This is a genomic window from Geodermatophilus amargosae, from assembly GCF_041028265.1.
Taxonomy (GTDB): domain Bacteria; phylum Actinomycetota; class Actinomycetes; order Mycobacteriales; family Geodermatophilaceae; genus Geodermatophilus; species Geodermatophilus amargosae_A.
In genome coordinates this window covers 376,361-400,586 of sequence record NZ_JABGCW010000002.1, presented here as the reverse complement: position 1 = coordinate 400,586, position 24,226 = coordinate 376,361, and the positions used below count along the sequence as shown (strand labels likewise).

The following is a 24,226-nucleotide window of genomic DNA, read 5'->3' as shown; positions in this document are numbered from 1 at the left end:
CCCGTGCCCACGCGGGTCCGGCGTCGGGGCGACCGGCCGTCCGCTGGGTCGCCGCTGGAGCCCGCGCCCCCGATCCTCGACGACGCGGGCGGCCGGCGGACAGCCGCGTGCCGGTGGATGGCAGACGGGTCCCGGTGCCCCGGGGTGCGCGGGACAGACTGCGGACGTGAGTGGGCGACTGACGGGGAAGACGGCACTGGTCACCGGGGCTGCCGCCGGCATCGGGCGGGCGGTGGCCGACAGGTTCGCCGCCGAGGGAGCGCGGGTCGCCTACGCCGACCGGGACGCCGCCGGGGCCGAGGCGGCCGCCGCCGCGTCGGGCGGCCGCGCGGTGCCGATGGACGTCACCGCCGAGGACAGCGTCGCCGGGGGCTTCGCCGCGCTGGCCGCCGACGGTTGGGTCCCCGACGTGGTGGTGGTCAACGCCGGGGTGCAACTGTTCGGCCAGGACGCCGAGGTCGCCGACCTGGACCTCGACGTCTGGCGCCGTACCCACGAGGTCAACCTGACCGGCGCGTTCCTGACCGTGAGACACGCCGTGCGCGGGATGCTGGGTGCCGGCGGCGGCTCGATCGTGTTCACCGGCAGCCCCACCGCCGTGCGGGGCGAGGGCGCGGAGTTCACCGCCTACGCCTCCTCCAAGGCCGGCATGCACGGGCTGGCCCGCACGGTCGCCGCCGCCTACGCCCGCCGGGGCATCCGGGTGAACACCGTCGTCCCGCCGTACACCGAGACCGGGCTGGTCAGCACCCTCACCGACGACCCCGTGGCCCGGGCGGCGATCGTCGGCCGGATCCCGATGGGCCGCGCCGGCACGACCGGTGACCTCGAGGGCGTCATGGTGTTCCTCGCCAGCGACGAGTCGGCGTTCGCCACCGGCGCGACGTTCGCCGTGGACGGCGGGATGACCTCGTCGTGACCGGTCGGGGTGGGGCGGGTCCCCACCCCGACGGGTCACCGGTCACACCGGCCCCGGGGCCCCGACCGCCTGCCGCTCGTGCCGGCGCAGCTTGGCGTAGAGGTCGGCGACCAGCAGCCGGACGTCGACGTCGACGTACACGCGCCGGGACGCACCTCCGGGCGCGGACGCGGTCTCGGTCCACGCGCTGGAGGCGTCGCTGAGCGCGGTCAGCAGCAACGGCGGGGTGTCGCCCAGCGGCCAGGTCTCGCCCTGCTCCACGAAGTAGGGGATCGGCAGCTCGACGTACCGCTGCCACAGCCACGCCCCCACCCGGCCCGCCCCGCCCAGGTCCTGCTCCAGTTCGGCGACGGAGTACTCGCACCGCCGGTAGGTCTCCAGCGGGAACTGGGAGACGGCGAGGTCGGTGCGGGCCAGCACCTCCCGGGCTGCCTCGGCGTCGGTCTCCCGGTTGTACTCGAAGGCGTCCGGGTCCAGTGCCCCGCCGACCCAGACCAGCGTCAGCCGCGACGCGATCTCCGGCGCCTGGCGCAGCGCCTGCGCGACGTTGGTGAGCGGCCCGGCGCAGACGAGCAGCAGCGGCAACGGGTCGTCCCGCCGGCCCTCGGCGACGATGAGGTCCGCCGCGGCCGAGCCGGTGTCGCCTGCGTCCAGGAGCACGTCGCAGCCGGCGGCGACCGCCGGCCGGGGGCCGTCGACCAGGTCGACGAGCTCCTGGGCGAACCGGGCGCCCCTCTCCGCGGTGCCCTCGGGTGGCCCGAACACCGGGTTCAGGTGCGAACTGGTCACCGCGTCCACCCGGTTGGCGGGGCTGAGCAGGTGGTGGGCCAGGGCGACCAGGCCGTCGGGGTCACCGGCCCAGTCGTTGTCGACGACGACGCGGCAGCGTCGGCTGATGCGCAGGGACACGCGTTCCTCCGTGGTCAGACGGCGGCCGGGGAGTCGGCGCCGCGGTAGGTGGTCGAACGGACGAGCAGCTCGCCTCGCGCGCACCAGACGCCGCCCAGCCGCCCGGTCATGCCGCCGGCCACCTCGGTGGAGACGTAGCGCCCGTCGAGGCGGCCGAGCTCGGCGAGGGTCCCGTCCGGCCCGGCGAGCCCGGCCACCAGCACGTCGGGGGCCAGCGCCGTCGAGGAGAAGTGGCCCTCACCGGGGAGCGTGCGGATCTCCAGGACGACGTCCTCGCCCGGGGTGACGGCGGCCTCGCCGAGCACGGAGCGCAGCGCGCCGACCTGGGCGACGGCGCGCACGCGGTCGCCGTCGACCTCGAGGTCGAGGTGGTGCCGGGCGTCGATGCGCAGGGAGAGACCCCCCACCCCGTCGGGGACCCGCACCACGGCGCGGAAGCGCGCGTCCTCGTGCTCCTGGCGGCGGCCCACGAAGGCGAGGTCCTCCGACGCCGGGTCGGGGTCGGCCGCGGCCAGCCGCCGGCCGCCCGCGACCCGGGTCAGCAGCTCGCCGGGGAACCGCCGGGGCGCCACCCAGGCGGGGCCGGAGAGGTCGTCGGCGGCCTCGACGGCGCCCTCCGGCGGGGCCAGCCACTCCCCCAGCCGCGGCCAGCCGTCGACCCACTCGACCTCGGCGGCGAAGGTCTCCCGGCCGAGGACGTGGAACTGCGGGCTGGCGCCGCGCGGGCGCACGCCGTGGAAGACGATCGCCCAGCTGCCGTCGGGCCGCTGCACCAGGTCGGCGTGGCCGGTGTTCTGCACCGGCGACTCGACGCCGCGGTGGGTGAGCAGCGGGTTGGACGGGCAGGGCTCGAACGGCCCGGCCGGCGACGGCCCGCGCGCGATCGTCACCGCGTGCCCGCGCTCGGTGCCGCCCTCGGCGATGAGCAGGTACCAGAGGCCGCCCACCCGGTACAGGTGCGGCCCCTCCGGGAACCGGCCGCCGGTGCCCTGCCACAGCGGGCGACGCTCGGTGAGTGCGGCGCCGGTGACCGGGTCGACGGCCTGCTGCACCAGCCCGGCCGGGCCGCCGGCGCCGAAGCCGGCGTAGCTGACGAGCAGCATGCCGTCGTCGTCCCAGGCGAGGTCGGGGTCGATGCCGCGGACGCCGGTCATCCGCACCGGGTCCGACCACTCGCCGAGCGGGTCCTCGGCGGAGGTGAGCACCTGCCAGCCGCCGTCGGCGAGGTTGGTGGTGACCATCCAGAACCGGCCGTCGTGGTGGCGGAGGGTCGGCGCGGTGATCCCGCCCGACCCGGGGGCGGCCGACACGTCGAGCTGCGAGGGCCGGGCCAGCACGTGCCCGGCCTGCTCCCACGAGACCAGGTCGGTCGAGCGGTACAGCGGGACGCCGGGGGCGTACTCGAAGCTCGAGTGCACCATCCAGTAGGTGTCGCCGACCCGGACGACGCTCGGGTCGGGGTGGAAGCCGGGGACGACGGGGCGCGGGGTCACGCGTGCGCGTCCGGGTCGAAGAAGAGCGCCGGCCTCTCCACCGGCCGGGGCTCCTCGATCTCGCAGCTGAACGCGTGCCGGCCGGAGCCGACCTCCACCGGCGCGCTGCCGTCGGGCAGCACGACCTCCGCGGTCGTGTTCGGCGGGACGACGACGTCGAGCGCGAACGCGGTCCCGCCGGTCAGCACCCAGGACACCGACGCGGTGCCGTACGGCGTCTCGTGCATGGCCGCCGCGGAGGTGAGCCCCGGCCCGGGACGGGGCTCCACCCGCAGCCGCCGGTAACCCGGCGCGGCCGGGGCGAGGCCGGCCACCGTGCGGTGCAGCCAGTCGGCGACCGCGCCGAAGGCGTAGTGGTTGAACGACGTCATCTCGCCGGGGTTGATCGTCCCGTCGGGGAGCATGGAGTCCCACCGCTCCCAGATCGTCGTCGCGCCCATCGTCACCGCGTACAGCCACGACGGGTCCTCCCGCTGCAGCAGCAGCTCGTAGGCGGTGGCCAGCTCCCCGGCGGCCGTCAGCGCGTCACACACCAGCGGCGTGCCGAGGAAGCCGCTGGCGATGTGGAACCCGTCCTCCAGCACCTGCTGCGCCAGGAGGTGCCCGGCGTGCCCGCGCTGCGCCGGCTCGAGCAGGTCGAACTCCAGGGCCAGCGCGTAGGCCGTCTGCGACGGGAAGGCGACCCGGCCGTTCGGGGACACGTACTCGGCGCGGAAGCGGGCCGCGGCCCGCGCGCCCAGCTCGGCGAAGCGGCTCCCGTCCTGCCCGAGCACCTCGGCGGCCAGCGCCACCGTGCGCGCCGAGCGGGCGAGGTAGGCGGTGGCCACGCACTGCCACGGTGTCCGGGCGGCCGCCGGGTTGTCCGGCGGGGCTGCGGTGTCCAGCCAGTCGCCGAAGGAGAACCCGCCGCCGGGGAAGTCGAGGTCCTCCCCGGCCCGCGCGGCGAAGGCGTCGATCCAGGCGGTCATCGACGCCCACTGGTCGGCGAGCAGCCCGGCGTCACCGGTGCGCTGGTACAGCACCCAGGGGACGACGACGGCGGCGTCGCCCCAGCCGGTCTCGGCCTGCTGCGGGAAGGGCAGCAGCGGCAGGAACGGCACGTACATCGGGACGACGCCGCCGAGCTCGCGCTGCTCGACGGCGAGGTCGGTCAGCCAGGAGCGGAGCATGCCGGTGGTGTCGTAGAGGAACGACGCGGTGGGCGCGAACACCTGCAGGTCGCCGGTCCAGCCCAGCCGTTCGTCCCGCTGCGGGCAGTCGGTGGGGATGTCGAGGAAGTTGCCCCGCATCCCCCAGACGACGTTCTCGTGCAGCCGCTCGACGTCGGGGTCGGAGCAGCGGAAGGTCCCCGTGCGCCGCAGGTCCGTGTGCAGGACGACGGCCTCGAGGTCCTCGGCACGCAGCTCGCCGGGCCAGCCCGACACCTCCGCGTAGCGGAAGCCGTGGAAGGTGAACCGCGGCTCCCAGGTGCGCGGGCCGTTCCCGTCGAGGACGACGACGTCGGTGGCGCGGGCGGCCTTCAGCGGGCGGGTGCCCAGCTCCCCGTGCTCGAGCACCTCGGCGTGCCGCACGGTGACCTCCGTGCCGGCCGGGCCGTCGGGCAGCCGCAGCCGCAGCCGGCCGACCAGGTTCTGGCCGAGGTCGACCAGCGTCCTCCCGGACGGCGAGGTGGTGACGGCCTGCACCGGCAGGACCTGCGTGCGCCGCACCGGCGGGCCGGTCGGCGCCACCAGGGTGGCGACGTCGAGCTCGCCGACCTCGACCGGTGTCCAGCCCGCGTCGTCGAGGCCCGGGGACGACCAGCCGGGCACCTCCCGCCGCAGGTCTGCGGTCTCGCCGCTGTAGAGGCCGGCGCGGGTCAGCCAGCTCGGCGCCGACCGCCACGTGCCGTCCGTGGTCACGACCGTGCGCGACCCGTCGGGGTGCTCGACCTCCAGCTGCGCGAACGCCCCGGTGCGCTCGCCGTACCAGTGCCGCTTGCCCGTGAAGCCGAGGTGGCCGCGGAACCAGCCGTCGGCCAGGTGCACGCCGAGTGCGTTGGCGCCCTCGGTGACCAGGGAGGTGACGTCGTGCGTGCGGTAGCGCAGCCGGTGCCGGTAGCTGGTCCAGCCCGGCGCCAGGACGTCGTCGCCCACGGGCGCGCCGTTGAGCTCGGCCTCGAACACGCCCTGCGCGGTGGCGTACAGCCGGGCGCGCACGACCGGCGCGTCGAGCACGAACTCCCGCCGCAGCAGCGCGGCGGGCTCCTCGCCCTGGGGCAGCACCGGCCGCACGAGGGCGGCCGTCCAGTCCGCCGGGTCCAGCAGGCCCGCCTCGACGACGACGTCCTCGCTCCAGGCCGACGGCAGCTCGCCGTCGGCACCCCACACCCGGACGCGGACGCTGCGCCGATCCCGGCTGGCCAGCGGCGGCGCGCGCCACGGCACGAGCACCGACTCCGCGGAGTCGACCCGCCCCGACGACTCCACGGTGCCGGCGGCGTCCTCGACCTCGACCTCGTAGGCGGCCTGGCGCCAGTCCGGCAGCTCGGTGGCGGTGACCCAGGACAGGCGGGGCGTGGTCTCGCCGATGCCGACGGGTTCGCGGTGGTGCTCGACGGTGACGGGCAGGACGGTCAGGTCGCTCACTTCAGGGCCTCCGCCAGGTGGTCGACCGTGAGCCGGACGACGGCGTCGATGTCGTCGCAGCCGGCGAAGACGTGCTCGGCGCCCTCGACCGGGACCAGCCGGGACTCCGCGCCGACGGCCGTCAGGGCGGCGTGCAGCTGCTCGCTCTGGCTGAAGGGCACCAGCCGGTCGGTGGTGCCGTGGACGAGCAGGAACGGCGGCGCCTGCGGCGTCACGTGGGTGACGGGGCTCGCGTCGGCGCGCGTCGCGGCGTCCGCCCCCCTCAGGAGGAAGTCCTCCGGCGGCGTGGCGAACTCCGGCGGCAGCTTCTCGACGACGTGCGGGGGCGGGGTCGTCCGCGGCATGGTCGACAGGTCGGCGACCCCGTACCAGTCGACGGCGACGTCGACCGCGCTCGACCACCCCACGACGCCCTGCGAGCCCTCCAGGTCGGCGCGGTGCGCGGTCAGCGCGAGGAGGGCGGCGAGGTGACCGCCGGCCGACTCCCCGGCGACGCCCACGCGGGCGGCGTCGACCCCCAGGACGTCCGCGTGCGCCCGCAGGTAGCGCACGGCGGCCTTCGCGTCGTGGAGCTGTGCGGGGAAGGGGGCCTCGAGGGCGTGCCGGTAGTCGATGGTGGCGACGGCGAGCCCGGCCTCCAGCAGCGCGTCGAACAGCTGGCCGGGACGCAGTGTCTCGGGCAGGTGGCGGCGGTCGCCTCCCATCCACGCCCCGCCGTGGATCCACACCACGAGCGGGCTCGGCGCCGCCGCCGGGGGTACCCACACGTCCAGCTGCAGGGGGCGGTACCCGAGGGGCGCTGCGTAGGTCAGCCCGCTGTGGTGCCGTGCGCCGTCGGCGCGGCGGATGGGTTCGTGCGGGGGCAGGAAGCGAGCGGGACCGGCCCACTCCGTCGTCTCGGTGGTGCTCATCGCGTCTCCTCGGAGGTGCTCGTGAACCCGTGCCGGCCGGGGCCGGCGGTCGTGGTGGTGCCGTCGGGCAGGACGACCTCGGCCTGCGTCCCGGCGGGGACGACGACGGTCAGCTCGAACCGGTCGTCCTCGATCCGCCAGGACGACCCGATCCGGCCGTACGGCGACTCGTGCGCGGCCTCGGCCCCGGTGATGCCGCCGCCCGTCCGCGGGCGCACGCGGAAGCGGCGGTACGCGGGCTCGACCGGCTCGATGCCGGCGACGTACCGGTGCAGGAACGAGACGACGGCGCCCTTCGAGTAGTGGTTGAGCGACTCGTGCGGCACCCCGTCGGCGTCGACGCCGTCCCAGCGCTCCCACACCGTGGTGGCGCCGCGGTCGACCATCGTCAGCCAGGACGGCTCGGTGTCCTGCAGCAGCAACTCGTAGGCGACGTCCAGGTGCCCGGCGTCGGCGAGCACCGGCAGCAGGTACGGCGTGGCGAGGAAGCCGGTGCCCAGGTGGGTGCCGGCCGTGCGGACCAGCTCCACCAGGCGGTCGGCGACGGCCGGGCGCAGCGCGTCGGGCACCAGGCCGAAGGCCAGCGCCCGGACGTGGTCCGCCTGGGTGTCCGGCACCAGCCGCCCGTCGTCGTCCAGGTACTCGGCCTGCCACGCCTCCCGCGCCCGGTCGGCGAGCCCGGCGTACCGCCCGGCGTCGTCGTCCCGGCCGAGGACGGTGGCGATCCGGCTCGCGAGCCTCGCGCTGTGCGCCAGGTACGCCGTCGCCACGTGCCCCTCGTCGGCGGCGACGAAGGCGCCGAAGTCGCCGACCTCCTCCCCCGGCACCAGCCACTCGCCCCAGTGGAAGCCGGTGTCCCACAGCTCCCGCTCGTGCGGCGCCGGCTCCGGCCGGCGCGCGGCCCGCGCCGGGTGGCGCTGCTCGCGGGCCGAGCGCTCGGCCCGGTCCAGCCAGCGCACCGTCGTCGGCCACAGCTCGGCGAGCACACCGGCGTCGCCGTAGGCGCGGTACAGCTCCCACGGCACGACCACCGCGGCGTCGCCCCACCCGGCCGAGCCGTTGAGGAAGGCGACCGGGCAGTCCCGGCCCTCCGAGCGCGGCGTCGGGCTGACGTTGGCGACGGTCCCGTCGGGCCACTGGTCGGCGGCGACGTCGCGCAGCCACTTGGTGGAGAAGCCGGCGACGTCGTACAGGAACGCCGCCGTGGGCACGAAGACCTGCCAGTCGCCGGTCCAGCCGACCCGCTCGCGGTGCGGGCAGTCGGTGGGGACGTCGCAGGCGTTGCCGCGCAGGCTCCACACGGCCGCCTCGTGCAGCCGGGTGACCCGCTCGTCGCTGCAGGTGAACCAGCCGGTGCGGCGCAGGTCCGTGTGCACGACGACGCCGCGGACGTCGTCCGGCGTGAGGTCCGACGGGTGCCCCTCGACCCGCACGTAGCGGAAGCCGTGGGTGGTGCGGCGCGGCTCGAAGACGTCGCCGGGCACGCCGGCGCTGACCACCGTGTCCACCTGGCCGGCCGGCAGCGGGTGCGGGAGGAAGGGCACCGCGGGGCGCAGGTGCTCGGTGGTGACGTCGCCGTCGGGGCCGAGCCACTCACCGTGCGTGAGCGTGGTCGTGGTGCCCGCCGGTCCCAGGTCGGCCACGCGGAGCCAGCCGTTCACGTTCTGGCCGAGGTCGACCACCTGCCGGTGCGCGTCGAGCCGGGTCACCGACACCGGCACGAGCTCCTCGACCCGGCGCACCGGCGGGGCCGGGGAGTCGACCAGCCCGGCGAACCCGTGCTCGGCCACCTGGACCGCGTCCCAGCCGGAGTCGTCGTGACCGGGGGCCTCCCAGCCGCGCGGCAGCCGGCCGAGGTCCCAGGACTCACCGGCGATCAGGTCGGCGGCCACCACGTGCCCGGGAGCGCTGCGCCACCCGGGGCCGGTGCCGAGCACGGTGACGGTGCCGTCGTCGTGGGTGAGGTGCAGCTGGGCGAGGAGGGCGACCCGGTCGCCCCACTGGTCGGCGGACCGCGTGATGCCGGTCTGGCCGCGGAACCACCCGTCGGCGAGGACGACGGCGAGCGCGTTGCGGCCCGTGCGGAGGAGCGACGTCACGTCCAGCGTCTGCACCTGCAGCCGGGCGTCGTACTGGGTCCAGCCGGGCGTCAGCTCGGCGTCCCCGGCCCGCTCGCCGTTGAGGAACGCCTCGTAGAGCCCCTGCGCGGTGGCGTGCAGCCGCGCCGACACCACCGGCCGGTCGACGTCGAACTCCGCGCGCAGCAGGGCCGCCGGCCGCTCCCCCGCCGGCCCGCCGGGCATCCGGCCGGGCTCGATCCAGGTGGCCTGCCAGTCCTCGGCCGACAGCAGGCCGGTCTCGAACCAGGCCGGCCCGGACACGGGGCTCTCGCCGAGGTCGGTGCGCACCTGCACCCGCCAGTGCACCCGCTGCGACGACGCCGGCGCCGGGCCGTCGTAGGGCACGAGCAGGTGGCCGGCGTCGGGGACCCAGCCGGTGTCCCAGCCGTCGTCGGAGGTCAGGCGGTACGCGCGCTGCTCCCGGGCGCCGTCGGGCAGCCGCCAGGACAGCCGCGGTGCCGTCGTCCGGATGCCGAGCGGCTCGTCGAGGTGCTCGACGCGCAGTGTGTGCGGGGCGCTGGTCACGCAGCGGCCTCGCCGGCGGCCGGCACCAGGCGGACGGTCTCGGTCACCGGGAGGTCACCCGCGTGCGGTCCGGTCGCGAGCACGAGGTCCCCGGGCTCGACCGCCCAGCGGTGCGCCTCGACGTCCCAGTGCCGCAGGGCGCGGGGGTGCACGGCGACCGGCACCTCGATCGACTCGCCCGGGTCGGCGGACACGACCGTGAAGCCGGCCAGCCAGCGCACCGGACGCTCCACGGCGGAGCCCGGCCGCGCGGCGTAGACCTGCACGACGTGCCGGCCACGCCGAGCACCGGTGTTGCGCACCCGCACGACGACGGCGAACCCGGACCCGTCAGCGTGGGGCGGCACCTCGAGGCCCTCGTACGCCCACGTGGTGTAGCCGAGTCCCTCGCCGAACCAGTGCGCCGGCTCCGTGCCCGCGCGCAGGTACGCGCGGTGCCCGACGTGCAGGCCCTCGGTGTAGTCGAGCCGGCCGCCGGTGGGCGTCGTGGAGAGGACCGGGGCGTCGGCCGTGGCGGCCGGCCAGGTGGTGGGCAGCCGCCCGCCGGGCTCCACGGTGCCGAGCAGGACGTCGGCCAGTGCATTGCCGAACTCCATGCCGGGGAACCAGGACACCAGCACGGCGGCGACGTCGTCGCGCCACGGCAGCTCCACGGGCGCCCCGGCGTTGACCACGACCACCGTGCGCGGGTTGACCGCGGCGACGGCACGCACCAGCTCGTCCTGCCGACCGGGCAGCGCCAGCGAGGTGCGGTCGGAGCCCTCGCTCTCCACGTCCTCGCTGGTGCCGACGACCACGACCGCGACGTCGGCGCCGCGCGCCAGGTGGACCGCCCGGGCGAGCTCCTCGGCGGCGGGCAGCCGCGGCGGGCCGACCACCAGGCCGCCGCGGAGGAGCACGGCGCCGGGTGACCACGCGTAGCGGACGCACACGTCCACGCCCTCGCCCGCGCGCAGCGGGAGGACGGCCGTGTGCTGCGGTGCCGCCTGGAAGACCTCGTGGACGTCGAAGACCTCCTGGTGCACCTCTCCACGCGCTCGCGACTCCCCGTCCACGACGAGCTCCCCGGTGCCGAAGCCGACGACGCCGAGGCGCCACTCGCCGTCGACGTCGGGGGTGAAGCGGGTGGCGACCTCCATCGCCACGGCGCCCTCGGGTACGGCGTCCTGCAGGCGCACGACGACGGCGGTCCCGGCGGTCTGCCCGGCGACGACCGCGCCGGTCGCATCGAGCCAGCGGACGGTGACGCGGGTGGTGCCGCCGGGGCCGGCCAGCTCGTCGGCCCGCGCCGGGCGCAGCGTGTCCGACAGTGCCGCCCCCGGGGCGCTCACCACCTCGGCCCGGCCCGCCAGCGCGGCGGCGATCCCGGTGACCGGGGGGACGACGTAGGGCAGCGGGACGCTCGCCGAGCCTCCGCCGAGCGCCCGCGCGTCGCGGGCGCCGGGCCCGACGACGGCGACGCGGCGCAGCCCCTCGACCGCCAGGGGCAGCAGTCCGTCGTTGCGCAGGAGCACGGTCGCAGCGGACGCGGCCTCGCGGGCCAGCGGGGCGGCGTCCTCCAGGCGGCCGGGCGCCGACGGGGCCGCCGCCCGCCCGACGCCGTCGAGTGCACCGGCGCGGGCGGCCAGCCGCAGGATCCGGCACACCTTCTCGTCGATCGCCGCCTCCGGCACGTGGCCGGCGCGGACGGCCTCGACGAGCGGCTGCGACCACTGCTCGTCAGGCCCGGGCATGGCCAGGTCGAGGGCCGCGCGGGCGGCCGGCTCGCCGTCGTGGAGCGCACCCCAGTCGGAGACGACGACACCGTCGAAGCCCCACTCGCCCTTGAGCGGCTCGGCGAGCAGGTCGTTCTCCGTCATCGGCGCGCCGTTGACCCCGTTGTAGGCGGCCATCACGGTCCACGGCGCGGCGTCGGTGACCACCGCCTCGAACGGCGCCAGGTACAGCTCGCGCAGCGTCCGCTCGTCGACGCGGACGTCGACCGTCATCCGGTCGGTCTCGGCGTCGTTGGCGACGTAGTGCTTCGGGCAGGCGCCGATGCCGCGGTCCTGCAGTCCCCGCACGTAGGCGGTGGCCAGCCGGCCCGACAGCAGCGGGTCCTCCGAGAAGCACTCGAAGTGCCGGCCGCCCAGCGGGGAGCGGTGCAGGTTGACGGTGGGGCCGAGCACGACGTCGACCCGCTTGCGGACCGCCTCGGCGGCCAGCAGCGCGCCGATCCGGGCGAGGAGGTCCTCGTCCCAGCTGGCCGCCATCCCCGAGGCCGACGGCAGGGCCGCCGAGGGCTCGAGCTCGGTGTCGGTGCCGCCGCGGACGCCGATCGGGCCGTCGGAGACCGTCATCGACCGCAGGCCCACCTCCGGCACCGGAGCGGTGGTCCAGACCGAGGCGCCGGACAGCAGCCGCACCTTCGCCTCGAGGTCCAGCTTCTCCAGGAGGACGTCGATCTCGGCGTCGGACAGGTCGGGCGAGGGCATGGTTCTCCTGTCGGTGGTGCGTCGGCCGGACGGGAGGGCGCTACAGCGCGGGGACGCGCTCGGCGTGGTGGCAGGCGGCCTCGGTGCCCTCGACCAGCCGCAGCGGCGGGCGCTCGGTGACACAGACCTCGGTGGCCAGCGGGCAGCGCGGCACGAACGGGCAGCCGGTGGCCGACGGCGCGGCGGCCCCCGCGGTGCCGAACCCGGCCGCCTCGCGGGCCGCACGGCGGGCGGCCTGCTCGGCCGGGCGCGGCACCGGGGCGGCGGCGGTCAGCGCCACCGTGTACGGGTGCCGGGGGGCCTGGCTGACCGCCTCGACCGGACCGGTCTCCATGACCTGCCCGCGGTAGAGCACCACCGTCCGCTGGGCGAGGAAGCGGACGACGCCGAGGTCGTGGGCGATGAAGAGGAAGGCGAGGCCGTGCTGGTCGCGCAGGTCGGCGAGCAGGTTGAGCACCTGCGCCTGGGTGGAGAGGTCCAGCGCGCTGACCGGCTCGTCGAGGACGACGACCTTCGGGTCGCAGACCAGCGCCCGGGCGATCGCGATGCGCTGGCGTTGACCGCCGGAGAACTGCGACGGGTAGCGGTCCACCGCGTCGCCGGGGAGGCCGACGGACTCCAGACCGGCGCGCGCCTTCTGCACCGCCTCGGGTCCCGTGACGCCCATCAGCCGCAGCGGCTCGACCAGCGTCTGGCCGATCGTGCGCGCCGGGTTGAGCGAGGAGTACGGGTCCTGGAACACCACCCGCAGGTCGGCGACCTGCCGGCTGCGCTGCTTGAGGGACATCGAGGTGATGTCCTGCCCGTGCAGCCGCACGGTGCCCGACGTCGGCCGCTGCAGGCCGAGCACCGCTTTGCCGATCGTCGACTTGCCCGAGCCGGACTCGCCGACCAGGCCGACGGTCTCGCCGGGGGCGATGTCGAAGCTGACCCGGTCGATGGCCGGCGGCGCCTGCCGGGCCTTCCGGCCCGAGCCGTAGCGGACGACGAGGTCGCGGATCTCCAGCGCCGGGGCGGTGATGGCGGCGCCGAGGGACGTGGCGCCGGCGGGGGCGGTCATGAGGACACTCCAGCGGTCGGGGCGGTCTCGTCGGCCGGGGTCAGGACCTCGGCACCGGGCTGGATCTCGTCGCCGGCGTGCTCCGGCTCCCAGACGGCGTGCTCGCGGGAGAGCTCGTCCACCCGGATGCAGAGCACCTGCCCCTCGCCGTGGGCCGGGAGCGCCGGGAAGGGCACCGTGCACTTCTCGTGGGCGAACCGGCAGCGGGTGGCGAACCGGCAGCCGGTCGGCCAGGAGCCGGGCGGGGGGACGGTCCCGGCGATCGAGGCGAGGCGCGCGGGCACCGGCTCGCCCTCGGGCACGTGCGGGTTCGCCCCGAGCAGCGCCATCGTGTACGGGTGCGCCGGGGAGTCGAGCACGCGGGCCGCCGTGCCGGCCTCCACGACCTCCCCGGCGTACATGACCGACACGTGGTCGCAGATGTCGGCGACCACGCCGAGGTCGTGGCTGACGATGACCACCGACAGGCCGGTGTCGCGGACCAGCGCGCGCAGCAGGGACAGGATCTCGGCCTGCACGGTGACGTCGAGGGCGGTGGTGGGCTCGTCGGCGATGAGCAGCTCCGGCTCGCCGGTCAGCGCCAGCGCGATGCACACCCGCTGCGCCATGCCGCCCGACAGCTGGTGCGGATAGCTCTTGAGCACCCGCTGCGCGTCGACGATGCCGACGTTGCGCAGCAGCTCGGCGGCGATCCGCTCCGCCTCCGAGCGACCCACCCCGCGGAACCGGCGGATCGGGCCGACGAGCTGGGTGGCGATCGAGAACATCGGGTCCAGGGCGACCATCGGCTCCTGGGAGATCATCGCGATCTCCCGGCCGCGGACGCGGTTGAGATCGGTCTCCGCCAGTCCGGCCAGCTCGCGACCCCGCCAGCGGATCGAGCCGCCGGTGACCGAGACGCCGTCGGGGAGCAGCCCCATGAGCGAGCGTGCGGTCATCGTCTTGCCGCAGCCGGACTCCCCGACCAGGCCGAGGACCTCCCCCTGCCGCAGGGAGAACGAGACGCCGGTGACCAGGTCCGGGCCGTCGTCGACGGACACCGTGAGGTCCCGGACGTCGAGGACGGCCGCCGGGTCGGCGGGATCGCCGGACGGCACGGCCGCTGCCGCGACGGCCCGGCGCAGCGGGCGGCGCCGACGGCGCGCGGTGCGGCCGCCGGCGGCCTTGCCCGCCAGGGTGTCGGCCAGCTCGTTGGCCGCCACGACGGTCAGGGCGAGCACCAGGCCGGTGGGCACCATGAGCCACGGCGAGCTGTAGATGTAGCCCGAGGCGTCCTGGATCATGAAGCCCCAGCTGGGCTCCGGCTCGCCGGGGCCGAAGCCCAGGAAGGCCAGGCCCGCGACGATCAGCAGGCCGATGCCGAACAGCTGCGCGGCCTGGACCGCGATCACCGTGGCCATCGACGGCAGCACGTGCAGCAGGTTCACCCGCAGCGAGCCCAGGCCGTTGACCCGGGCGGCGTCGACGTAGAGCCGCTGCCGCACCGACTGGGCCACCCCGAGCAGGACGCGGTAGACCGCGGCGGAGATGAGCACGCCGAGGACGGCCATCACCGGGTAGAGCCGGTTGCCGATCACGCCGATGAGCGCCAGGAGCAGGATCGTGGCGGGCAACGCGAGGAGGACCTCGGTGACGCGGCTGATCACCCGCTCCACGCGGGGCCCGCGCTCGGCGGCGGCGAGCGCCAGCGGCAGGCCGATGCCGAAGGCGACTACCAGCATCAGCGCCGAGGACAGCAGCGGCAGGGAGCCGGCGGTGAAGATGCGGCTCAGGAGGTCGCGGCCGAGCGGGTCGGTACCCAGCCAGTGCTCGGCCGAGGGCAGCGCCAGCCGGTTGGCGGTGTCCTGCTGGCCGGGCTCGTACGGCCGCCACAGCGGCGCGGTGAGCGACCCGACGACGACGAGGACGAGCCACGTGGCGCCCAGGACGCCGCCCGGACGGCGGAGGAACGAGGGCAGGCCACGGCGGCGCCGGGCCGGCGGGACGGGCTCGGTGGCGACCTCGTCGGCCGCGTCGAGGGGCAGCACGCTCATGGGGTCCGCACCTTCGGGTCCAGGGCCGCGACGACGAGGTCGAGCAGCAGGTTGGTGACGACCACGACGACCGTGGCGACGACGACGACGCCGACCAGCGCCGGGAAGTCGCTCGAGGACGCGGCGGCCTGGCTCGCCTGGCCGAGGCCGGGCAGCGCGAAGAGGTTCTCGATGATCACCGAGCCGCCGAACAGCGCGATGAACTGGATGCCGAGCGTGGAGACGACCGGCACGCTGGCGTAGCGCAGCGCGTGCACGTAGCGGATCCGCCACTGCGGCGTCCCCATGGCCCGCAGGGTGCGGATGTGCTCCTGCGCGAGCGCCTCGCGCATGCCGGCCGCGGCGGTGCGGGCGATGATCGCCGCGCCACCCACGGCCAGGGTGATCACCGGGATGGCGATGCTCGAGGCCCACCCGACCGGATCGGAGGCGAACCGGGTGTAGCCGGTGGCGGGGAACCACCCGAGCTGCAGCGAGAGCAGGTAGACGAAGAGGATCCCCACCCAGAAGGCGGGCAGCGAGAGTGCGACGCCGCTGCCGGTGGTGATCGTCCGGCTGGTGCGGCCGCCACGCACCGCCGCGGTGACGCCGAGGAGGACCCCGACCACACCCGACAGCAGCGTGGCGAACAGCGCGATCGAGGCGGTCACCGGCAGCCGGTCGGCCAGGTCGGCGGCCAGGTCCCGGCCGTCGACGAGCGAGGTCCCCAGGTCGCCCTGCACGAGCTGACCGAGGTAGTCGACGAACTGGGTGAACAGGGGCCGGTTCCACCCCAGCGCCTCGTTCTCCGCGGCGACCTGCTCGGCCGTGGCTCCCGGTCCGAGCCGGACGGCGCCGGGAGTGCTGTCGCTGGCGTGCACCAGCAGGAAGACGATCACGACCGCGGCGAGCACGGTGCCGACCGCCAGGGCCAGTCGCTTGGCGACGTAGGCGAGCATCTCGGGTCCCTTGTCCGTGGAGTGCCGGTGTCCGGAGGGTGGTCGAGGAGGAGACCGGTGGCCGCGGGGCGTGCCCGCGGCCACCGGCCGGTGGCCTCAGCTGGCCGGCTGGATCTCCGACAGGACCAGGTAGTTGTTGGCCCCGGCGAAGGACGGCTCGGCGACGGACTCGGCGTTGTAGCCGGCGTAGGTGAAGTCCTCGTAGACCGGGACGAACCAGCCGTTGGCGGTGATCGCCCGGTTGAGGTCGGTCAGCGCCTGCTCCTGTGCGTCGCCGGTGGCGCCGAGGGCCGCGCCGAGCGACCCCTCGATCTCCGGCTCCGCGGCGCCCTGCATGTTCATGAAGCCGCCGTAGAGCACGCCGGCGATGAACCCGGCCGGCTGCGCGCCCACCGCGAAGCCACCGAAGATGACCGGGTCGGTCCGCACCGCGGCGAACACCTGGTCGGTCGAGGTCGCGGTGACGAAGTTCAGCCGGATCCCGACCTCGGCCCACTGGCCCTGGATCGCGACGGCGTCCTCCTCCGGCTGCCCGAGCACCGTGTAGTCCACGTCGATGCCGTCCGGGAACCCGGCCTCGGCGAGCAGCTCCCGGGCGCGGTCGGGGTCGTAGGCGAACTCCTCGTCGATCGCCGGGTCGAACCCGGGAGCGCTCTCGGGGAACAGCTGCGACGTCGGCCGGGAGCCGTCGTGCAGGTCGTTGACCAGCGTCTCGCGGTCGGTGGCGTGGATCATCGCCAGCCGCACCTGCTCGCTGGCGAAGGCGGGGTTGTTCGCGCCGGTCTTGTCGATGATCGGGAAGCCGACGATGGTGCCGCCGACGCTCACCGTGCTCTGCCGCTGCTCGACCAGGTCGATGGTCGTCGGGTCCAGGACGGTCGCGACGTCGGCCTGGCCGGAGACCACCGCGTTGGCCAGGGCCTGGGAGTCGGTGATGACGTCGAAGACGATCGTGTCGTAGGCCCACTCGTCGGCGTTCCACGCCTCGGCGTTCTTGTCCAGGGTGTAGGTGCTGGCCCGCGTGGTCTCACCCGTGTTGAGCGTGTAGGCCCCCGAACCGTCGGGTGCCGTCTCGAGGGAGCTCGGGTCGGCGACGCCGTCCGGGCCGACGATGACGCCGGCGGTGTCGACGAGGTTGTTCTCCGGCTGCGCCTGCGGCTGGGCCCAGGTGATGACCACGGTCCGCGGGTCCGGAGCCTGGACGTCGGTGATCTCACTGGCGCCGCCGGGGGCGACGGCGCCGTAGGCCTCCAGGCCCTCGTCGCCGCGCCGGTCGAGGTTGGCCTTGACCAGCTCGGCGTCCAGCGACGACCCGTCGGCGAAGGTCACGCCCTCGCGCAGGGTGAGCGTGGTCTGGGTGTTCTCGGCGTTGTTGGAGAACTCGGTGACCAGGCTCGGCTCGATGGTGCCGTCCGCGGTGGTGACGAACAGCGCGTCGTAGAGGGCGGAGAAGAAGGTGAACTGCCCCTGCGAGTAGAGCAGCGGGTCGTAGCCGGTCGGCGCGGCGTCGGCGTCGTAGGCGAAGGTCAGCGTGCCCTCGGCGCTCGCACTGCCGGCGCCACCACCACCGCCGCCGCTGCCGCCGTTGCCGCCACAGGCGGCCAGCGTGGTGGCCGTGGCGAGGGCGAGCGTCGCCGCACCGATGCGGGCGGTCATCGGCCGCGTGGCCGAGCTGCGCACACGCAGTCGAGAGATCTTGATCATGTGTCCTGGCTCCCCATCCTCGACGGGTCGAGGGGTCTGGACGGCCGACCGGCGGCCGCGCGGGCGACTCCGCCCGACTGACCTAGACGATGAGGACGCCCCCGGTGTGGCGTCAGGCACAATGCCGTTCAATGGCACGCGAGTGTGGTGCGCGCCTCATCAGGGACCGGGAGGGAACCGGGAGATGACCGACGTCCCCTCTCCCGCGGCACGCGTCCGCGGCCGACGGCCCCCCCAGGGCGATCCGGTGGTCGACCGGGCGCTCGCGCTCCTGACCGCCTTCGACGCCGCGCACACCGCGCTGACCCTCGGCGAGCTCTCCCGCCGCAGCGGCATCCCGACCAGTTCCACGCTCCGGCTCGCCGGCCGGCTGCAGGCCTGGGGCGCGCTCGAGCGGGGTGCCGACGGACGGTTCACCGTGGGGCTGCGGCTGTGGGAGGTCGCCTCGCTGGCGCCGCGCGCCCGCGGTCTGCGCCAGGTGGCGATGCCGTACATGGGCGACCTCGAGGAGGTCACCCGCCAGCACGTGCTGCTCGCCGTCCGCGAGGGCGGGGACGCCGTGCTGGTCGAGCGGCTGTCGGCGCACGCGGCGATCCCGGTCCTCTACCAGGTGGGCGGCCGGCTGCCGCTGCACTCCACGGGGGTGGGCCTGGTCCTGCTGGCCTACGCCGACCTGGACGTGCAGGAGGAGTACCTGTCGCGGCCGCTGCTGCACGAGCCGGAGCGGGTGCCGGTGTCGGAGGCCGCGCTGCGGCGCACGCTCGCCGACGTCCGCCGCGAGGGGCTCGCGCACTTCCGCCGGAAGGTCCCCCAGCCGCTGGTGTCCGTCGCCGCGCCGGTGTTCGACGCGCAGGACCGGCTGGCGGCGGCACTGTCGGTCGTGGTGCCGGAGGAGCGGGCGGACGCGCGCCTGCTCGGCCCGGCGGTGCGGACGGCGGCGCGCGCGATCTCGCGTGAGCTGGGTGCCCGGCGCCCGCTGGGTCGATGACCTGCCATTGACCGGCACGGCCGTGGCCTGACGACGACTCCGCTGACGAGGGTGGTCCGGGTTCCCGCCGACCCGCCGGAGGCCCCGTGCCGATCCACCCCGCCATCTCCTCGAACCTGCACCTGCTGGAGGGCATCGAGTCCTTCGAGCAGGGCCTCGCCGACCCGGAGCAGCGCACGCGGCTGGACGCCTTCATGTCGATCGCCGGCGCCCCCGCGCCACCGGCCGTCGCCACCCGCTCGGCATCGGCGCCCGGTCCGCACGGCGACGTGCCGGTCCGCGTCTACGAGCCCGAGGGAGGCGGCAGCGGCCGGCCGTGCTTCGTGTGGCTGCACGGCGGGGCCTTCCGCACGGGCGACCTCGACATGCCCGAGGCCGACTGGACCGCCCGGCAGGTGTGCGAGCGGGCCGGCGCGGTCGTCGTCAGCGTCGACTACCGGCTCTGCGTCGGCGGGGTCACCTACCCGGTCCCCCACGACGACGCCGTCGCCGCCGTCCGCTGGGTGCGCGACTCCGCCGCCGACCTGGGGATCGCCCCCGACCGCATCACGCTCGGCGGCGCCAGCGCCGGCGGCAACCTCGCGACCGGGGCGGTCCTGCGGCTGCGCGACGACGACGGCTGGCAGCCCGCGGCGCTGGTGCTCGCCTACACGACCCTGCACGCCGTCGTCCCGGCTCCGTCGGCGGCGCTCGCGGCGCTCGTGACCGAGGTCCCGCGGCTGCTCCGCTTCCTGCCCGAGGACCGCGCGTCGATCACCCGCGACTACCTGGGCGGCCCGGAGAGCCGGGCCGACGGCTACGCGATGCCGGCCACCGCCGTCCTCACCGGCCTGTGCCCGGTGCTGCTGCTGAACTCCGAGTACGACGACCTGCGCGCCTCCGCCGAGGCGTTCACCGCCGCGCTCGCCCTCGCCGGCGTCGACGTCCGCCAGGTGCTCGTGCCCGGCATGCTGCACGGCTTCCTCACCATGCCGGCGGCCGACGTCGAGCCGGTGGAGCGGGCGCTCGCACTGATGGCCGACGTGGTCCTCGGCACCGGGCGGAGGCGGGGGACGGCCGCCTGACCGCCCCCGCCCCCGGCGAGTGCGCTCTCCTGGACCACCGTCCGGGCACGGCGCGAGGATGGCGGCCGTGACCCTCCGCAGCGCGCAGTGGTACTCCGGCGACGTCCGCAACGCCTACATCCACCGTGCGTGGATGCGCCGCGGCGTCCCGGACGACGCGTTCGGCCGCCCGCAGATCGCCATCGCGAACACCGCCTCCGACCTCGTGCCCTGCAACCGCCACCTCTCCGAGGTCGCGGCCGCCGTGCGCGACGGCGTCCACGCCGCCGGCGGCACCCCGCTGGAGCTGCCCGTGCTCGGTCTGGGCGAGACCCAGGTCCGGCCCACGGCGATGCTCTGGCGGAACCTGGCCGCGATGGAGATGGAGGAGGTGTTCCGGGCCAACCCGGTCGACGGGCTGGTGTTGCTCGGCGGGTGCGACAAGACGATCCCGTCGCTCCTCATGGCCGCCGCCTCGGTCGACCTGCCCGCCGTCGTCGTCCCGGGCGGGCCCATGCTGACCGGCACCTTCCGCGGGGTGCCGCTGGGCTGCGGCACCGACGTGTTCCGGCTCTCCGAGGAGGTCCGCGCGGGCACGCTGTCGGCGGAGGAGTTCACGCGGTCGGAGTCGGCGATGATCCGCAGCCGCGGGCACTGCAACACGATGGGCACCGCCTCGACCATGGCGCTCGTCGCCGAGGCGCTGGGCACCGTCGTGCCCGGGGTCGCCGGCACCCCCGCCGCGGACAGCCGCCTGCTGGAGGCCGCGCACGGCACCGGGCGGCTGGTGGTGGAGATGGTGGCCGCCGACCGCCGGCCCTCGACGATCCTCACCGCGGGGTCCTTCGCCAACGCGATCGTGGCACTGGCCGCCGTCGGCGGGTCGACGAACGCCGTCGTCCACCTGCTGGCCATCGCCGGCCGGCTGGGGATCGACCTGACCCTCGACGACTTCGACCGCATCGGCTCGGGCGTGCCGGTGCTGGTCGACCTGCTCCCGGCGGGGCGGTTCCTCATGGAGGACCTCCACCGCGCCGGCGGCCTGCTCGCCGTGCTGGCCCAGGTCCGCGACCTGCTCGACCCGACCGCGCTCACCGTCACCGGCACGCCGCTGGTCGACGCCCTCGACGAGGCCCCGATCTGGGACCCGGAGGTGATCCGGCCCCGCGGCGAGCCGCTGGTCGAGCACGGCGGCATCGCCGTCCTGCGCGGGAACCTCGCGCCGTCCGGCGCGGTCGTCAAGCCGGCCGCGGCCTCGCCACACCTCATGCGGCACCGCGGCCGGGCGGTGGTCTTCGACTCGATCGAGGACCTCCACGCCCGGCTGGACGACCCCGGCCTCGACGTCGACGCCGACTCCGTGCTCGTCCTCCGTGGCTGTGGCCCGAAGGGCTACCCCGGCATGCCCGAGGTCTCGAACATGCCGCTGCCGAGGAAACTGCTGGAGCAGGGGGTGCGCGACATGGTGCGGGTGTGCGACGGCCGGATGAGCGGCACCGCCTACGGCACCGTCGTCCTGCACGTGGCGCCGGAGGCGGCCGCCGGCGGCCCGCTGGGCCTGGTGCGCACCGGCGACGTCATCGCGCTGGACGTCGCGGCCCGGCGGATCGACGTCGAGGTCCCGGACGACGAGCTGGCCCGGCGCCGGCCGAGCGAGGCGACCGTCGCCGGCTTCGCCGGCCCCCGGCGCGGCTGGGAGCGGCTCTACGTCGACCACGTGCTGCAGGCCGACACCGGCGCGGACCTGGACTTCCTCGTCGGCTCCAGCGGGTCTGCGGTGAGCCGCGAGTCCCACTGAGCGCGGTCAGCGATCCCGATGGCCTGACTCCGCGCCTCGGTCCGCTCCTCGCTCGTTCCTCGCTGCGATGCTCCCGAGGCTGTCGTCAGGCGCCCACCCGGGTGACTCCCGACGTGCCGAAGCGCTCCGCGGCCGCCCGCTTGTAGCCGGCCGGGAAGTCCGCCGATGCGCGGCGGTCGACGGCGGCGAGCCGCACCTGGGCCTCCGGGTCGCCGGCGAAGGCCGCGACGGCGTCCTCCGGTGCGACGTTGGCGACCGCCACGAGCGCGCCCGCGCCACCCACCGCCCCGCACAGGCCGACCAGGCTGGTGGCGCCGGTGTAGAGGTCGCCGGCGAGGACGTCTCGCTCGTGCAGCAGACGGGCGGCGTCCCCGGAGGAGTCCTTGAGCCCGGACACCGGCAGGTCGGGCAGCAGGTCGACGGGGATCCCGGGCGCGGAGGCACCCGGGAAGTGGTACGCCAGCAGCGGTCCGGCAGCCGCCTCCGCGACCGCCTCGTAGTACGGCCGCGGGTCGGGGACACCGGGCGGTGAGAGCGCCAGGACGGCGTCCGCGCCCACGGCGAAGGCGCGCCCGGTCAGCTCCGCCGCCTGCCGGCCGGTGGGCGCGCCGGTACCGGCGAGCACGGGCACCTCCGCCGGCACCGCCGCCCGCACCGCGCCGACGAGCGCGTCCCGCTCCTCGGCGGTCAGGGCGGCCGCCTCCCCCGTCGTCCCGGCGACGAGGACGCACCGCACGCCGAGGCCGACCAGCTGCGCCGCCAGGTCGGCGGTGGCCGGCGCGTCCGACGTCCCGTCCTCGCGGAAGAGGGTGACCAGGGCGACGCCGACGCCGGTGAACAGGGGCATGCCCCGCATCCTGCTCCCGCGGACGCCCGCGGGCCCGGGTCGGCCGCAGCGGGAGGTTGGTTGCCGCTCAATGGCACGGTGCTGGGACTGCGTGACGACGGTCACCCATGCTCGGACCGTCAACGCCGACCCCGACCCGGGAGTGCAGATGAGCTTCGAGTACCTGATCGACCCGGAGAAGGGCCCGCAGTGGCAGGGCGTCCTGCCGGGCAAGCCGGTGCCCTACGTGCTCAGGCGCGGCGAGGGCGAGCACGCGATGCTCTTCGGCGACCTGTTCACCGTGCTGCTCTCCGGCGACGAGACCCAGGGCCAGTTCGGGATCATCGTCAGCGACTCCCCCGCCGGCGACGTCATCCCGACGCACTCGCACGACGAGACCCACGAGACGTTCTTCGTCCTCGACGGCAAGGTGCGGCTGTTCTTCGAGGACGCCGAGGGCGCCAAGCAGTCGCAGCTGCTCACCCCCGGCGACTTCGGCTACGTGCCGGCCGGGTTCGCCCACGCGTACCAGATCGTCGAGGACGCCCGGATGATGGGCACCCTCTCCGGCGGCTTCGAGCGGTTCTTCCAGCACATGGGCCAGCCGACCGACCACCCGACGAAGGAGCAGCCGCCCTTCATCCCGGACTTCCCGCGCATGCAGGCGGCCGCGCAGCAGCACAACATGCAGTTCATGCGCGACTTCGAGTGGCCCGAGCAGGCCTGAGTCCCGCACTCCCCGACCGGGCGCGGCTCCTTCGCGGAGCCGCGCCCGGCGCGCGTCCCGAGGAGGTCCCGCGTGCCCACCCCCGCCCTGCCGCTCCCGCCACCGGCCCACGCCGCGCCCCTGCCGCCGGCCTCCCCCGGCCCGGACGGCACCCGGTTCCTCGGCGGCGTCCCGTACGCGGCGATCCCGGGCGTGCGCCCGCTGGAGCTGGACCTGTACCTCCCGGCCGGCGCGGGCCCCTTCCCAGTCGTGGTCTTCCTGCACGGCGGCGGCTGGCGCCTGGGCAGCCGGCGCTCGGGCGGTCCGGCGTTCCCGGGCCGCAGCCTCTTCGAGCGGGTCGCGGCCGCCGGGATCGCGGTCGCCAGCGCCGACTACCGGCTCTCCGGCGAGGCGGTCTGGCCCGCGCAGCTGTCCGACGCCAGGGCCGCCGTCCGGTGGCTGCGCGCGCGGGCGGACGAGCTCGGGATCGACGGCGACCGGATCGCCGCCTGGGGCGAGTCGGCCGGCGGGCACCTCGCCGCGCTGCTCGGCCTGGTCGCCGACCCGGCACTGGAGGGCGACGTCGGGGTTCCCGGCCCGCCGAGCACCGTCGTCGCGGTGGCCGCCTGGTACGCGCCGAGCGACGTCGCCGCCGTCGCTGCCGACACCGGTGCCGACCCGGCCGACGCCACCACCCGCGAGGCGCAGCTGCTCGGCGCGGCACCGTCGGCCGTCCCCGACCTCGCGGCGCAGGCCAGCCCGGTGACCCACGCGCGTTCCGGTGTCCCGCCGTTCCTCCTGCTGCACGGGCGGGCCGACCGGTTCGTCCCGTGCGTGCAGAGCGAGCGGCTGTCCGCGGCCCTGGCCGACGCCGGGGCCGACGTGGAGCTCCACACCTACGACGGCGCCGACCACATGTGGCTGGGCGCGCCGGAGGCGGCCGCCGACGCCCTCGACCGGACCCTCGCCTTCCTCCGCTCCCACCTGCGCGCGGGCTGATCCGGAACCACCCGGGGCCGTCTGCCGGTCAATGGCATCGGGGTGGGTCGCGGTGACCTGCGCCACCGATGCTCGACGTGTCCGGACGGAGCCCCCGAGCCCGCCGACCCCATCCCCCGCGGTCCCGTACGGCCTTCGTCGCGAAGAAGGCTC

17 protein-coding genes are annotated in these 24,226 nt (G+C 75.7%); 6 read left to right on the top strand and 11 right to left on the bottom strand.

Annotated elements, in window-relative coordinates; translation table 11 throughout:
• Nucleotides 1-166: 166 nt before the first annotated feature.
• Nucleotides 167-919: an SDR family NAD(P)-dependent oxidoreductase gene (locus HLV61_RS02850; protein ID WP_369252758.1), complete on the top strand. Its 753-nt coding sequence runs from the start codon at nt 167-169 to the stop codon at nt 917-919.
• 42 nt (nt 920-961) lie between these two features.
• Here the strand turns inward: HLV61_RS02850 and HLV61_RS02845 are convergent, their stop codons facing one another.
• From HLV61_RS02845 to HLV61_RS02800, 10 genes are all read right to left on the bottom strand, one after another.
• Nucleotides 962-1,828 (bottom strand): nucleoside hydrolase, encoded by an 867-nt coding sequence (locus HLV61_RS02845; RefSeq protein ID WP_369252756.1) that lies wholly within the window; start codon nt 1,826-1,828, stop codon nt 962-964.
• Nucleotides 1,829-1,842: 14 nt separating this feature from the next.
• Nucleotides 1,843-3,321, bottom strand: a complete 1,479-nt coding sequence (locus HLV61_RS02840; RefSeq protein WP_369252754.1) for a glycoside hydrolase family 43 protein — start codon at nt 3,319-3,321, stop codon at nt 1,843-1,845.
• Nucleotides 3,318-5,948: a glycoside hydrolase family 78 protein gene (locus tag HLV61_RS02835; protein ID WP_369252752.1), complete on the bottom strand. Its 2,631-nt coding sequence runs from the start codon at nt 5,946-5,948 to the stop codon at nt 3,318-3,320. The genes HLV61_RS02840 and HLV61_RS02835 overlap by 4 nt, the downstream gene beginning before the upstream one ends.
• Nucleotides 5,945-6,859, bottom strand: coding sequence for an alpha/beta hydrolase fold domain-containing protein (locus tag HLV61_RS02830; RefSeq protein ID WP_369252750.1), 915 nt, complete (start codon nt 6,857-6,859; stop codon nt 5,945-5,947). The genes HLV61_RS02835 and HLV61_RS02830 overlap by 4 nt, the downstream gene beginning before the upstream one ends.
• Nucleotides 6,856-9,504 (bottom strand): family 78 glycoside hydrolase catalytic domain, encoded by a 2,649-nt coding sequence (locus HLV61_RS02825; RefSeq protein ID WP_369252748.1) that lies wholly within the window; start codon nt 9,502-9,504, stop codon nt 6,856-6,858. Before HLV61_RS02825 ends, HLV61_RS02830 begins: the two co-directional genes overlap by 4 nt.
• A complete protein-coding gene (locus HLV61_RS02820) occupies nt 9,501-11,978 on the bottom strand; it encodes a glycoside hydrolase family 3 C-terminal domain-containing protein (RefSeq protein ID WP_369252746.1) in 2,478 nt (825 codons plus the stop codon). The genes HLV61_RS02825 and HLV61_RS02820 overlap by 4 nt, the downstream gene beginning before the upstream one ends.
• A gap of 40 nt (nt 11,979-12,018) precedes the next feature.
• Nucleotides 12,019-13,038: an oligopeptide/dipeptide ABC transporter ATP-binding protein gene (locus tag HLV61_RS02815; RefSeq protein WP_369252744.1), complete on the bottom strand. Its 1,020-nt coding sequence runs from the start codon at nt 13,036-13,038 to the stop codon at nt 12,019-12,021.
• Complete coding sequence (locus HLV61_RS02810; protein WP_369252742.1) at nt 13,035-15,071, bottom strand: dipeptide/oligopeptide/nickel ABC transporter permease/ATP-binding protein; 2,037 nt, start codon at nt 15,069-15,071, stop codon at nt 13,035-13,037. The genes HLV61_RS02815 and HLV61_RS02810 overlap by 4 nt, the downstream gene beginning before the upstream one ends.
• A complete protein-coding gene (locus tag HLV61_RS02805; protein ID WP_369252740.1) occupies nt 15,068-16,009 on the bottom strand; it encodes an ABC transporter permease in 942 nt (313 codons plus the stop codon). The genes HLV61_RS02810 and HLV61_RS02805 overlap by 4 nt, the downstream gene beginning before the upstream one ends.
• A gap of 96 nt (nt 16,010-16,105) precedes the next feature.
• On the bottom strand, nt 16,106-17,713 hold the full coding sequence (locus HLV61_RS02800; RefSeq protein ID WP_369252738.1) for an ABC transporter substrate-binding protein: 1,608 nt from the start codon (nt 17,711-17,713) through the stop codon (nt 16,106-16,108).
• Between the two features lie 247 nt (nt 17,714-17,960).
• On the opposite strand from HLV61_RS02800, the gene HLV61_RS02795 reads away from it, so the two are divergent.
• From HLV61_RS02795 to HLV61_RS02785, 3 genes are all read left to right on the top strand, one after another.
• Complete coding sequence (locus tag HLV61_RS02795; protein WP_369252736.1) at nt 17,961-18,701, top strand: IclR family transcriptional regulator; 741 nt, start codon at nt 17,961-17,963, stop codon at nt 18,699-18,701.
• Between the two features lie 86 nt (nt 18,702-18,787).
• Complete coding sequence (locus HLV61_RS02790) at nt 18,788-19,765, top strand: alpha/beta hydrolase (RefSeq protein WP_369252734.1); 978 nt, start codon at nt 18,788-18,790, stop codon at nt 19,763-19,765.
• Nucleotides 19,766-19,823: 58 nt separating this feature from the next.
• Complete coding sequence (locus HLV61_RS02785) at nt 19,824-21,542, top strand: IlvD/Edd family dehydratase (protein ID WP_369252732.1); 1,719 nt, start codon at nt 19,824-19,826, stop codon at nt 21,540-21,542.
• A gap of 85 nt (nt 21,543-21,627) precedes the next feature.
• Here HLV61_RS02785 and HLV61_RS02780 read toward each other — a convergent pair whose 3' ends face one another.
• Nucleotides 21,628-22,389, bottom strand: coding sequence for a dihydrodipicolinate synthase family protein (locus tag HLV61_RS02780; RefSeq protein ID WP_369252730.1), 762 nt, complete (start codon nt 22,387-22,389; stop codon nt 21,628-21,630).
• Between the two features lie 148 nt (nt 22,390-22,537).
• On the opposite strand from HLV61_RS02780, the gene HLV61_RS02775 reads away from it, so the two are divergent.
• Together HLV61_RS02775 and HLV61_RS02770 are read left to right on the top strand one after the other, a co-directional pair.
• A complete protein-coding gene (locus HLV61_RS02775) occupies nt 22,538-23,095 on the top strand; it encodes a quercetin 2,3-dioxygenase (RefSeq protein ID WP_369252728.1) in 558 nt (185 codons plus the stop codon).
• Between the two features lie 72 nt (nt 23,096-23,167).
• Nucleotides 23,168-24,073, top strand: a complete 906-nt coding sequence (locus HLV61_RS02770) for an alpha/beta hydrolase fold domain-containing protein (protein ID WP_369252726.1) — start codon at nt 23,168-23,170, stop codon at nt 24,071-24,073.
• The last annotated feature ends 153 nt before the right edge of the window (nt 24,074-24,226 follow it).